This is a genomic window from Acidisoma sp. PAMC 29798, assembly GCF_030252425.1.
Classification (GTDB): Bacteria; Pseudomonadota; Alphaproteobacteria; order Acetobacterales; family Acetobacteraceae; genus Acidisoma; species Acidisoma cladoniae.
The window spans coordinates 3,602,593-3,614,937 of sequence record NZ_CP126994.1; the positions used below are offsets into that span (position 1 = coordinate 3,602,593).

Annotated in this window: 14 protein-coding genes; 11 read left to right on the forward strand and 3 right to left on the reverse strand. The window is 67.5% G+C overall.

The window, feature by feature from the left end; genetic code table 11:
- The first annotated feature begins 4 nt into the window (after window positions 1-4).
- Entirely contained in the window at window positions 5-742 is a 738-nt protein-coding gene (locus QP803_RS17315; RefSeq protein ID WP_284944723.1) for a glycosyltransferase family 2 protein, read from the forward strand.
- Here the strand turns inward: QP803_RS17315 and QP803_RS17320 are convergent.
- Together QP803_RS17320 and QP803_RS17325 are read right to left on the reverse strand one after the other, a co-directional pair.
- A complete protein-coding gene (locus QP803_RS17320; protein ID WP_284944724.1) occupies window positions 681-1,502 on the reverse strand; it encodes a polysaccharide deacetylase family protein in 822 nt (273 codons plus the stop codon). The two genes, QP803_RS17315 and QP803_RS17320, sit on opposite strands and share 62 nt — an antisense overlap.
- Window positions 1,499-2,035, reverse strand: coding sequence for a COG4648 family protein (locus tag QP803_RS17325; protein ID WP_284944725.1), 537 nt, complete (start codon window positions 2,033-2,035; stop codon window positions 1,499-1,501). Before QP803_RS17325 ends, QP803_RS17320 begins: the two co-directional genes overlap by 4 nt.
- Before the next feature lie 101 nt (window positions 2,036-2,136).
- On the opposite strand from QP803_RS17325, the gene QP803_RS17330 reads away from it, so the two are divergent.
- Genes QP803_RS17330 through QP803_RS17375 form a run of 10 tightly spaced genes read left to right on the forward strand, consistent with a single transcriptional unit; the run spans window position 2,137 to window position 11,648 of the window.
- Window positions 2,137-2,454, forward strand: a complete 318-nt coding sequence (locus tag QP803_RS17330; protein WP_350356038.1) for a phosphopantetheine-binding protein — start codon at window positions 2,137-2,139, stop codon at window positions 2,452-2,454.
- Window positions 2,455-2,485: 31 nt separating this feature from the next.
- Window positions 2,486-3,808, forward strand: a complete 1,323-nt coding sequence (locus QP803_RS17335; protein WP_284944726.1) for an AMP-binding protein — start codon at window positions 2,486-2,488, stop codon at window positions 3,806-3,808.
- A complete protein-coding gene (locus tag QP803_RS17340; protein ID WP_284944728.1) occupies window positions 3,805-4,095 on the forward strand; it encodes an ApeI family dehydratase in 291 nt (96 codons plus the stop codon). The genes QP803_RS17335 and QP803_RS17340 overlap by 4 nt, the downstream gene beginning before the upstream one ends.
- Window positions 4,095-4,994: a lysophospholipid acyltransferase family protein gene (locus QP803_RS17345; protein ID WP_284944729.1), complete on the forward strand. Its 900-nt coding sequence runs from the start codon at window positions 4,095-4,097 to the stop codon at window positions 4,992-4,994. Before QP803_RS17340 ends, QP803_RS17345 begins: the two co-directional genes overlap by 1 nt.
- Window positions 4,991-5,587: a LolA family protein gene (locus QP803_RS17350; protein ID WP_284944730.1), complete on the forward strand. Its 597-nt coding sequence runs from the start codon at window positions 4,991-4,993 to the stop codon at window positions 5,585-5,587. Before QP803_RS17345 ends, QP803_RS17350 begins: the two co-directional genes overlap by 4 nt.
- A complete protein-coding gene (locus QP803_RS17355; protein WP_284944731.1) occupies window positions 5,588-7,930 on the forward strand; it encodes an MMPL family transporter in 2,343 nt (780 codons plus the stop codon).
- Between the two features lie 14 nt (window positions 7,931-7,944).
- A complete protein-coding gene (locus QP803_RS17360; RefSeq protein WP_284944732.1) occupies window positions 7,945-9,126 on the forward strand; it encodes a beta-ketoacyl-[acyl-carrier-protein] synthase family protein in 1,182 nt (393 codons plus the stop codon).
- A complete protein-coding gene (locus QP803_RS17365; protein WP_284944733.1) occupies window positions 9,123-9,920 on the forward strand; it encodes a beta-ketoacyl synthase chain length factor in 798 nt (265 codons plus the stop codon). The genes QP803_RS17360 and QP803_RS17365 overlap by 4 nt, the downstream gene beginning before the upstream one ends.
- Window positions 9,917-10,351, forward strand: coding sequence for a hotdog family protein (locus QP803_RS17370; RefSeq protein ID WP_284944734.1), 435 nt, complete (start codon window positions 9,917-9,919; stop codon window positions 10,349-10,351). The genes QP803_RS17365 and QP803_RS17370 overlap by 4 nt, the downstream gene beginning before the upstream one ends.
- Window positions 10,352-10,355: 4 nt before the next feature.
- Entirely contained in the window at window positions 10,356-11,648 is a 1,293-nt protein-coding gene (locus tag QP803_RS17375; RefSeq protein WP_284944735.1) for an NAD(P)/FAD-dependent oxidoreductase, read from the forward strand.
- Here QP803_RS17375 and QP803_RS17380 read toward each other — a convergent pair.
- Complete coding sequence (locus QP803_RS17380) at window positions 11,623-12,345, reverse strand: LrgB family protein (RefSeq protein WP_284944736.1); 723 nt, start codon at window positions 12,343-12,345, stop codon at window positions 11,623-11,625. The two genes, QP803_RS17375 and QP803_RS17380, sit on opposite strands and share 26 nt — an antisense overlap.

Here is a 12,345-nt window from a genome sequence, read left to right on the forward strand (position 1 = left end):
TCCCATGGTCCCGGCGTCCGCCACGCATCTCGTTCTGATCCCGAGCTACAACACCGGCCCGCGCGTGATGCGGACCGTCGCGGAGGCACGAGCCGCCTGGGCCCCCGTCTGGGTCGTAGTCGATGGCAGCACGGACGGCACGACGGAGCGTCTGCGCGCGGCAGCGGCGGCGGATGATGGCCTGCGGCTTCTGGTGCTCCCTCATAATCAGGGCAAGGGCGCCGCCGTACTGGCCGGACTTCAGGCCGCCGCCGAGGCCGGCTTCACCCATGCCCTGACCTTCGACGCCGACGGCCAACATCCCGCGCCCGACATCCCCCGGTTTATGGCAGCCTCAGCCGCCAACCCGGCCGCCATGATCCTGGGTGTGCCGGTGTTCGGGCCGGAAGCGCCGGCGCTCCGCGTCGGGGGCCGCCGCATCTCCAATGCCTGGGTCGCCTTTGAAACAAGTGGCGCGGTGGATGATTCGCTCTTCGGCTTTCGCGTCTATCCCATCGCGCCATTACGCGCGGTGATGGAGCGCACCCGCTGGATGCGCCGTTTCGATTTCGACCCCGAGGCAGCGGTGCGCCTGATCTGGGCCGGCGTATCGGCGGTAAACCTACCGGCGCCAGTGCGATACGTCTCCAAGTCAGACGGTGGCGTCTCGCATTTTCGCTATGGGCGGGACAATGTCTGGCTCAGTTGGATGCATCTGCGCCTGATGGTGGCGTGGGTTCTGAAACGACTTCGGCGGCCATAGCGAGCGACACGCTCCGCAACCCGCGCGCCGCGAGCACGTCAAGCAATGCTGGCAAGATCGCCAGCACCACCGCACGGCCGCCGCGGTCGCGTGCGCAGCGGCCATCATGCATCAGCAGGATATCCCCGGCCGCAAGGCCGCGCGTCAGCCGCGCGAGGCCCGCCGTAGCGTCACCGCGCGCGCCATCCAGCGCACGGCGCGTCCAGCTCAGATAGGTGAGGTGCAAGCCCCGTATGGCCGGAGCCAGAAAGGGGCTGCGCAGCCCGAAGGGCGCCCGGAAGAAAGCGGGCGTCCGTCCGGCCAGGGGTGCCAGCGTCCGTTGCGCCGCAAGGATCTCCCGCCGCGTCGCGCCGATGCCGTATGCCGCGAAGGTCAGGGCATGGCGCTCGGTATGGTTTTCAACGCTATGGCCGCGCCGCACGATCTCCCGGACCAGATCCGGATGCGCCCGCGCCGCCGTGCCGATGCAAAAGAAGCTGGCGCAGGCGCCGGCGGTATCGAGCAGATCGAGCACCTGCGGCGTCACCACCGGGTCCGGCCCATCGTCGAAGGTCAACGCCACCTGGCCAAGGGCGGCTGCCGCCGGCGGCAGCCGTCGCATATCCGGCCCCAGTATGCGGCTGCCGGGCCGCATGCCGAGCAGCAGCACGGCGTGGTTCAGGATCAGGATCGCCAGCAGCCAAGCCCAAGGCGCCAACCCCAGAACCCAGACGACCACGACCAGCAGGTGAACGACGAGGGTCCCCGCCAAAGCGATCATCGCGGGAACCGGCTGCGGGTTACCCGGATCGTCTCCGCCAGCGAGCCGATCTCATCCGGCGGGTAGCGCAGGCGCCGATACACGTATTCCGCCGCGAACAGCAGCAGCACCAGCGGCAGGTCCAAGCCATTGACGAAGATGGACCACACCCGAAGCGGCGCCAGCGTCAACAGCAGCGCTGAACCCAGAACCTGCATGACGCCAAACATCGCCCAGACGAGGGTGACATGCCGTGTATAGGCCCGGATGCGCGGCGTGAGCGCGTGGACCTGCCCCGCCAAGATGGTGACCAAAGGCGTGCGCCCACGCAGAAGTGAACGCCCGAATAGGAGCGTCAGGCTGGAATAGATCGTGGCATGGGACAGGGCCGAAACGGTCACCATGCCCCAGCGGGCGTCTCGCGGCAGTCGCCCGAGGGTGGAGGTCACGGCTCCCACCAACAACAGGACAGCGCAACCGCCGATGCAGAGGGCCAAGGCGCCAAAGGCGATCCGGCGCCACCAGGATCTTCGGCGTTTGTTCGTTACCGGCATGCCATGATCCGGCCCGAAACCGTTGATAGGGATGAAACCGTTGCGACACGCATGACCTCTGTTGTAGGCGTGCGAAGCCTTTGAACAAAAGAGAGCACTGAGTGACCTTGTCCTCGTTGACCACCCTTTCGGCCGAGGACGGCCCTCAGACGCCGCAAGGCCAGACGGCTGAGGAACAGCAAGTCGCGATCCTGATCGTGACGACTCTGCAACTTGAAATCACCCCGGACAGTATCGTTCCGACCGAGCCCTTGTTCCGGGACGGGCTTGGCCTCGATTCGATCGACGCGCTGGAACTGTCGCTCGCCATATCCACTGATTATGGCATCGAACTTAAATCGGATGATGCGCGCAACGGCGAAATCTTCGCGAGCCTGCGCAGCCTGACGCAGCATGTCACCGAGCGTCGCACGCGCTAGTCGCGACGTGGCTGGCCTCGTGCGGCTTGCGATGATCGATCGCCCTGCCGGCAGCATCCTCTTTCAGGGCCCCGGGTGGACCGTTGCGGCGCCGGCCTTTTTGGCAGATGTCGCGCGCGTCGCGGCCGCCCTGCCCGCAGGCGGCACCGTCGCGAATTGCTGCCAGGATCGCTATTGGTTCGTGGTCGCGTTTCTCGCCGCCCTGAGCCGTGGCGCCGTCAGCCTGATGAGCGGCGACGTGTCCACGACCCGCCTCACCGCCTTTGCCGCCCAGTATCCCGGCCTCACCTCGGTCTCGGACGATCTTTCGTTCATAAGCCCCTTGCCGCACGTCGCCATCGGGCCGTCGTCGGTGCGCGCCGTCGCCTTACCGCTCATGGAAATCGCGGCCGCACAGACCGCCCTCATCGTCTTCACCTCGGGCAGCACGGGCGAGCCGACCGGCACGGTCAAGACCTGGGGCGAACTCGTCGCGCGCAGCCGCGCGGCAGGGGCCGCCTTCGGCCTCACCGAAGCCGCGCCGGCCGCCATCATCGGCACCGTGCCGCCGCATCACATGTATGGCCTCGAAACCACCGTGTTATTGCCGCTGCATGCCCCGGTCTCAGCCTGGTGCGGCCCGGTCTTCTATCCCGCCGATATCCGCGCCGCGCTGGATGAGGCGCCCGGCACGCGCATCCTGGTCACCACGCCGCTTCAGTTACGCGCCATGCTGCGCCTCGATCCGCCGCAGCGGCCGCCGGAGCGGATCATTTCGGCCACCGCGCCGCTCGACACGGACACCGCCGCCGCCGCCGAAACGGCCTGGGGCAGTGTGGTGGAAGAAATCTTCGGCGCCTCCGAAGTCGGTTCCATCGCCCGCCGCCGCACCACGGCCGGGCCGATCTGGACGCTCTATCCCGGTGTCGTCCTCGGGGGCACCGAGGAAGCGCCGATTGTCACCGCGCCGGGCGCGGAGCCTCGCCGGCTCAACGATGTCATCGAACTACAAGAAGGCGGGCGGCAATTCCGGCTGCTCGGCCGCAACAGCGATCTACTGAAGCTTGGCGGCCGGCGGGCCTCCCTCGTGGGTCTCGGCGCCATCCTCACCGCCATCCCCGGCGTGGAGGACGGCGTTTTCCTCGCGCCCGAGGATATGGACCGTAACGACGCCGCCCGGCTGACCGCCTTCGTGGTCGCGCCGAACCTCTCGGCGGCCGCAATCCTAGCCGCGCTTCGCCGCTCGATCGATCCCGTCTTTCTGCCGCGCCGCCTGATCCATGTGGCGGCCCTGCCGCGCACCGCGATGGGCAAGCTGCCGCGCCAGGCGCTGCTCGCCCTGCTGGCCGAGACCCAGGCGCGCATCGCACCATGATCATCGGGGACCTCCTCATCAGTCCCGACCATCCCAGCTTGCCGGGGCATTTCCCGGGCCGACCGATCGTGCCGGGGGTCGTGTTACTTGACGAGGCGCTCGCCCTGATCGGACAGCACCATGCCGCAACACCCGTGGCCCTGCGCGTGAAGTTCACCGCCGTGGTCTTTGGCGGCCAGACCATCACCGTCTCTGTCGCCACGCCTTCTGCCGGCGCGCTCAGCTTCACCGCCCAATGTGACGGCGAAACGGTCATGAGCGGGACACTGCGGCTGGATCCGCCTTGATGAATACCTGGACGACGGACCGTGAACGCGGCAGCGCCTTGTTATTGCGGGGCGCCTGCTGGCTCACCCTGACCTTTGGCTGGGGCCTGGGCCGGCTGATGCTCTATCCCGGAACCCTCTATTACTACGCGACCGCCGCTCAGCCGCGTGCGGCCTCACGCGATTACCTCCGCCGCGTGTTGGGTCGCCCGGTGCGCGAAGCGGAGATCCTGCGCCATTTCTTCAACTTCGCCTCCATCACCCTCGACCGTGTCTTTCTCCTCTCCGGCCGCACCGGGCGCTTCACCATCACCACCGAAGGGCTGGATGCGCTGACCGAGGTGATCGACCGTGGCGAGGGCTGCATTCTACTCGGCTCCCATCTCGGCAGTTTCGAGGCCCTCCGCGCCTTCGGACGCACGGCCCCGGTGCGGGTCAGCCCGGTGATGTATCAGCGGCCGGGCAGCCCGATGACCGGCCTAATGCAGGCCCTTGATCCCAGCTTGGCAGAGGATGTCATCACCATCGGCAGTCCAGATGCCATGCTTCAGGTCAAAGCGAGCTTGGCGCGCGGCGAAATCGTCGCCTTCCTGGCCGATCGCGATCCGCAAAACCGCTCAGGTCGCACTGTCGCGGTCGATTTCCTGGGGGAGCCGGCGGACTTCCCAACCGGGCCGTTCATTCTCGCCGCCGTTCTGGAAGCCCCCGTCGTGTTGTTCTACGGCCTTCGCCTCGGCCCGCGCCGCTACAGCATCCGGTTCGAACGCTTCGCCGAGCGTGTCATCTTAAACCGCGCGACGCGGCAGGCCGATCTCGTCGCCCAGGTATCGCGCTACAGCGCGAGCCTCGCCGCGCAGTGCCAGGTCGCGCCCTTCAATTGGTTCAACTTCTTTCCATTTTGGAACGGCACCCACCGATGAGCGTCGTTCACATGACCCGGCTTTGTGCTCTGATCGCCGTGATGCTGACGGCGGCCCCTGTGGTGGCCAGTGCCGACACCGCGCCGCCGATCCTGACCGGCATCATGGCCGACCTCGCCGCCATGTCAGGCCGGCGGGCCGACTTCACCGAGGAAAAGCATCTCGCGAGCCTGACGACACCGATCGTAAGCCAGGGCGAGTTGCTCTATCGCCGCCCCGCCTATCTCGAAAAGAATACCACGAGCCCGAAGCCCGAGCGGCTGGTGGTGAATGGCGATGTACTAACCATTCAGGCGGGGTCAGATGGCGTCGCACGCCAGATCGACCTCCCCAGCCATCCGGTCGTGCAGGCGATGGTCGATACCATTCGCGGCACCATCGCCGGCGACCTCGCGACCTTGCAGCACTACTACACGATCACCGAAGACGGTGACCGCGCCGCCTGGCACCTCACCCTCATACCCATCGATCCGCGCATGGCCAGGCAGATCAAGGTGATCGACGTGACCGGGCGCGGCATCGATGTCCAGCGCATTCGCACCACGGAAGCGAATGGCGACGAAGACCTGCTGACGATCAAGACGATAGAGTAAGTGGCGCCGTCTCACCGCCCGCGACTTTGGCCGCTGCTGCTCGCGCTGATCGGCGCGGTGCTGCTGGCGGCCGGCGTGTTCAGCCAGATCCGCATCCGCAGCGACATGGCGACGTTGCTGCCCAAGGGCCAGACCGCCGCGAGCCGCATGATGCTGCGGGAAGTGCAGTCCGGCGTCGCCACCAGCCTGATCCTGATCGGGCTCGATGACGCGCCTACGGCGTCCCTCGCGGCGACGAGCGACCGGATGACGGCGGCGATGCGCGCCAGCGGTCATTTCGCGTTCGTCGAAAACGGGCGGGACGTGATCTCCGACGCCGATCAGGCCGCCCTCTTCGCGGATCGCTATCTCCTCGCCCCGAACACAACCACTGCCGCCTTTGAAACCCCGGCGCTGCATCAGGACTTTCTCCACCTGCTCGATGGCTTGCAGTCCTCCGCCTCGCCCTTGGTCGAGCAGTTCGGCCTGCCAGATCCCACCGGCGCCTTCCCCGCCCTGCTCGCGACCATGGGGGGCGACCAGCATCCACGCCTGAATGACGGCGTCTGGTTCGCGCCTCAGACGGATCGCGCCCTGCTGCTGGCACGGATGAACGGCGATGGGTCTTCGCAGACAGCGCAGGACGCGGCGATCGGCGCCGTGAACGCCGCCTTCGCACAAGCCAAGACGCCGGGCATGCGTTTGCTCGTGTCCGGCCCGGCCGTCTTCGCGCGTGACGCCGCCCATGCCATCCGGCGGGATGTCGAACGGCTGTCGATCCTCTCCGCCCTGCTGGTCGCCGGGCTGCTGATCTGGCGCTTCCGCAACCCCTTCGTTATCGCCGCGATTGCCGTGCCACTGGCTTTGAGCACAGCGGCGGCAGCGCTCGCCGTGCAACTCGCCTTCGGTTACGTGCATGGCATCACCATCGGCTTCGGCATGACGATGCTGGGCGTGACGGTTGATTACCCCGTGCTGCTCATCGGCCATCGCAAACGCGGCGAAGCCCCGGCCCGCACCTGGGCGCGCATCGGCCGCGCCTTCACGCTCGCGGTCATCACCGCCGCCCTCGGCCTCAGCGGCATGGCCCTCGCTCGCTTTCCCGGCCTCGCGCAGCTTGGCCTGTTTTCGATCACCGGCGTCATCACGGCGGCGCTGGCCACCCGCTTCATCCTGCCGCGCCTGATCGTCGCGGCTGATCTCGCCCCCGTCTCCGCCGGTGACCCCGCCACGCTGATGCGGATCGAGCGTCTCCGTCACGGCCGGCTGTGGGCGCTGCTGCCCGTGGCCGCCGCTGCCATCGCCCTCATCCTGGTCGGTGGTCCGACATGGGAGCACGATCTCGGCGCCCTCAGCCCCATCTCCACCGAGGCTCATGCGCTGGACGATAGCCTGCGCCATGATCTCGGCGCGCCCGATGTCGGCCAGCTTCTCGTCGTGCAGGGCGCGACGGCCGAGGCTGTGCTCCAGCGCGAGGAAGCGCTCGCCCCGATCCTCGACCGGCTGACCGCGGCGCATGTCATTTCCGGCGCGGATGACGCGGCGAAATCCCTGCCCAGCGCCGCCACGCAGCGCGCCCGCCAGCAGGCGCTGCCCGATGCCACCACACTCACCGCGCGCATCGCGGAGGCGGCGAAGGGCCTGCCCTTTACGCCGGCAGCCTTCGCGGCCTTCGCGGCCGACGTCGCCACCGCCCGCACCCAGGTGCCGATTACGCGCGCGGATCTCACGAACCCCGCTTTGTCCGCCAAGCTCGATGCTGTGCTGCTGCCACGCGGGGGCGCCTGGCTAGGCATCATCGCGCCCCAAGGCGTCACATCCACCGCGCGCCTGGCGGCGGCCTTCGCTGGGCAGTCGGACGTTATCTTCGTCGATGTCGGGGCCGAGATGAACGGCCTCGTCATGGGCTATACCCAGCAAGCGCTACCCTGGATCGGCGCCGGCGCCCTGCTCGGTCTTGTCGCCCTGCTGATCGGCCTGCGCGATCCCCGGCGCGTCGCACGTGTCATCGGGGCCATCGCGGCTTCACTTCTGGTCACTGTGGCGATCCTGACCCTCACCGGGGTGCGGCTGTCGCTGATCCACATCGTCGCCCTGCAATTCGTCGCGGGTGTCGGGCTCGACTATGCGCTGTTCTTCGGCCGCACGCAGTTGGATGCCGAGGAACGGTCCCGCACGCTCCGGACTCTCATCACCTGTAACGGCATGGCGCTGCTCACTTTCGGCCTGCTCTGCACCTGCCAGACCCCGCTGTTAAGGATGATCGGGGAGACGGTGGCCATCGGCGTCATAACAAGTCTGATCTTTGCCTTCTTCTTTGTTGGACCAAGGCCCCCGGCCATTACACCGCCAGTCGCCCTCTGATACAGTTGGGATTCATGCTGCCACTCGATATCACGCACAGCACCGTCGTCAGCGCGATCGGCCGTGGCACCACCGCCACGATGGAGAGCCTGCGCGCGCGCCGCAGCGGCCTCATTCCCTGCGACTTCGCGGAAGTCACCCATGGCTATGTCGGCCAGGTGCCGGGCCTGGACGATCATGCGATGCCGCCCGACCTCGCCGCCTTCGATTGCCGCAATCACCGCCTTGCCGATCTCAGCCTCCGCACGGATGGATTCATGGAGGCTGTGGCCGAAGCCCGCGCGCGGCTCGGCGCCGCCCGCATCGCCGTGGTCGTCGGCACCAGCACTTCGGGCATCCTGTCTTGCGAGGATGCCTTTCGGGACCGGGTCACGGCCGATGGCGCGCTGCCGCAATCCTTCGACTACACCCATACCCATGACCTGTTTGCCCTCGCCCGCTATGTGCGCGCGGTGCTCGGCCTGTCGGGACCGGCACTGACGGTCTCGGTCGCCTGCGCCTCCAGCGCCCGCGCCTTCCTTGACGCCGCGCATCTCATCACCGCCGGCATCTGTGACGCCGCCGTGGTCGGGGGCGCCGACAGCCTGTGCCGCATGACGTTGCGGGGCTTTACCGCCCTCGATCTGGTGGCACCGGGACCGTCGCGCCCCTGCGACGCGACTCGGGACGGCATTTCGGTGGGCGAGGCCGCGGGCTTCATGCTGCTGGAACGCGCCAGCGACCGGTCCAAGGTCGCGCTGCTTGGCATCGGCGCGACCAGCGACGGCTACCATATCTCCGCCCCCCGGCCGGACGGCGCCGGCGCCGTTGTCGCCATGCGGCAGGCTCTGGCGGCTGCCGGGCTGACGCCCGAGGCCATCGACTACGTCAATCTCCACGGCACCGGCACCCGCGCGAATGACGCCGCCGAGGATCAGGCGATGACCACCGTCTTCGGCTCGGGCACGCCCTGCAGTTCCACCAAGGGCTGGTCCGGCCATACCATGGGCTCCTGCGGCATCCTGGAAGCCGTCATCTCCACAAACTGCCTGAGGGAAGGCTTTATCCCCGGCTGCCTCGGCGTGACGGAAATCGACCCGACGTTTCGCGCCGGCATCGTGACGGAGAACCAGGACCGACCGCTGCGTCATGTCATGAGCAATTCCTTCGGCTTCGGCGGCGCGAACTGCAGCCTCGTCTTCGGCCCCCGCGCTTGAGTCGCGCCTTTATCGCAAGCGTCGGGCTGCGTGGCCCCGGCCTCGCCGGCTGGGCGCAGGGCGCCGCCGTTCTGCGCGGTGACATCGCGCGATCCGAAACCTCGACCGAGATACCGATGACGACTCTGCTGGCACCGAATGAGCGGCGGCGTGCCGGCCTCGTCACGCGCCTCGCCTTGGCGGTGGCGGAGGAGGCGATGACCAACGCCGGCCTGCCGCTGAACGCGGCGCGCGGTGTTTTCGGTAGCGCCAATGGGGATGCGCCGGTCGTGCTGAATTTGCTGGAGGCACTGGCAGAACCCGGTCGGCCGCTATCGCCCACGCAGTTCCACAACTCTGTCCACAACGCGGTCGCCGGCTATTGGTCTATCGCCGCCGACTCCGGCCAGCCCATCACCTGCCTCGGCGGCTATGACGCGACCTTCGGCGTCGCGCTGCTCAAATCCGTCTGCGAAGTCGCGGCCGAGCAAGTGCCGGTGCTGCTCTGCCTGTATGACGTGCCGCTCCCCTGGCCTCTGGCTCTGCCCGTCCCCAATGCGGAGAGTTTCGCGGTGGGGTTCGTACTGCTGCCGGAGCGGCCGGAGCACTGCCTCGGCACCGTCACGCTCGGCTATGCGGCCGAACCCGCTGGGTTTGAGAATGCAGCACCGCGCGGCCCGGGTTTGGCGGCGATGGCACGCGCCAACCCCGCCGCCCTGTCGCTGCGTCTGCTCGAAGCCCTCGCGACGGGCCAGCCGGATCGCTTCGCCCTGCCGATGCTCGACGGTCGGGTCACCGTGGCGGTCGAACCGTGATCACCGGTGACGCTCTGCGCGGCTTGCTTCCCCATGCCGGGGCGATGTGCCTGCTGGAGGAAGTGTCGGACTGGTCGATGGAGGCCATCACCTGCACCACCGCCTCCCACCTGTCGCCCGACAATCCCCTGCGCCGCGCCGGGCAATTGGCCACGCTCTGCGGGGCCGAATATGGCTTGCAGGCTGCCGCCATTCATGGCGCGCTGCGGGATGGCGGCAAGGCGCAGCCGGCCGGCTATCTATCGGGCCTGACGCTCAGCCATATCGGCGTGCCCCGGCTCGATGATCCCGCCTTTGGTCGATTGCAGGTCCAGGCACGGATTGAACTGGCGGATCGGCGCGGCCTGATCTACGGATTTAGCCTGAGCGCGATGGATGGCCTGCTGGTGCTCCAGGGTCGGGGCACGATCCTGTTTGCGCATGAGGAGTGACGCCGTGAGCGATGTCGAAACCTGCGATGTCCTGGTGATCGGTGGCGGTCCGGCCGGTTCCACCGCCGCCGCCCTGCTCGCGTCCAAGGGGCTCGATGTCGTGATGGTCGAGAAGGAGGCGCATCCGCGCTTCCATATCGGCGAATCCCTGCTGCCGAAGAACCTTGAGATCATCGACCGCCTCGGCCTCAGCGAACAGGTCGCCGCCATGGGTGTCTTCAAGCCCGGCGCCGAATTCGTGGATGACGATACCGGCGAAAGCGTCGCCTTCTCCTTCGCGCTGTCCCTCGGCGGCGGCAAGAAGCACGCCTATCAGGTCCGGCGGTCGGAGTTCGACGCCATGCTGTTTACTGAGGCCGAGCGCCGGGGTGCCCGCACCCTTCAGCGGACGCGCGTGACGGCTTTGGAGTTCGATGGCGGGGACGGCCGGGCGCGCGTCACGGCGAGCACCGAGGATGGCGGCGAGAAACACTTCGCGCCGCGCTTTGTGCTGGACGCTTCGGGCCGCGACACCTTCCTCGCCGCCAAGCTCGGCCGCAAGGAATCGAACAAGCTGAACAACACGGCGGCGGTCTATGCGCATTTCCGGGGCGTCACGCCGCGCGACGATGAGCATGAGGGCTATATCACCGTCCATCTCGTCGATAACGGCTGGTTCTGGACCATTCCGCTACCCGATGGCGTCATGAGCGTGGGCTTCGTTGGCACCCAGGCCGCCTTCAAGGCCCGTCACGGCACGATGGAGGCTTTCTTCGATGCGCGATTGGCGGCAAGCCCGACGATCCGCGCCCGCATGCACCGCGCCGAGCGCATTTCCGATGTCGTCGGCACCGGCAACTACTCCTACCGCGTCAGTGACTCCACCGGGCCGAACTACCTGATGATCGGCGATGCCTTCGCCTTCATCGACCCGGTGTTTTCCAGCGGCGTGCTGTTCGCGATGACGGGCGGGGAGATGGGGGCCAATGTCGCCGCCCGTTGGCTGGAGAATCCGGCGGCGGGCCTCGCCATGGCGCGGAAGTCCGAGCGGTCACTGCTGCGCGGCATGAACCGCATCAGTTGGCTGATCTACCGCATTAACGAGCCGGTTCTGCGCGCCATGTTCATGGCGCCGCGCAATACCTTCCGGATGCGGGATGGGCTGATCGCCATGCTCGCTGGCAATCTCGAAGGGGATCGCAACACGCGCCTGCCGGTGCTGGCCTTCAAGGCGACCTATTACGTGATGCTGGCCCTACACCGTCTGGCGCCGAAAGCAGTGGGCCAAGCGCTCAGATCCCCAGCGCCCGCAGAATAATCGGCACCAGGAAGGCCGTCAGCAGGGCGTTCAGCCCCATGGCGACGCCCGCGAAGGTGCCGGCAATCGGGTGCACCTGAAAGGCTCGCGCGGTGCCAATGCCGTGGGAGGCGATCCCCACCGCGAAGCCCCGCGCCCGCCAATCCTTGATGCCCAGCGCATTCATCATCGGCGTCACCACCATGGCGCCAATGATGCCGGTGACGATCACGGCCACCGCCGTCAATGAGGCGTCACCGCCCAAGGACGTCGAAATGCCCATGGCGACGGCGGCGGTGACGGATTTCGGCGCGACCGAGGCCAGGATCGACGCGGGTATGCCAAAGCCGCGCGCGATGAGCACCACCGACAGAATGGCCGTGACGGAGCCGAGGCCGAGCGCCACCAGCATCGGCAGCAGCGACCGCCGGACAAGACTGCGATTCTCATACAGCGGCCAGGCGAGCGCGACCGTCGCCGGGCCGAGCAGGAAATGCACGAACTGTGCGCCGTTGAAATAGACCGGATAAGGCGTGCGGGTGATCAGCAGCAAAGCCGCGATCATGCACACCGCCATCAACACGGGATTGGCGAGCGGATGCCGACCCGTGGCGGCGGCAATGCGGTCGGCCACGGCATAGGACAGCAAGGTCAGCGCCAGCCACAGCAGCGGCGTCTTCGACAGATAGACCCAGAGGGCGAAGGACGGATCGCTCAT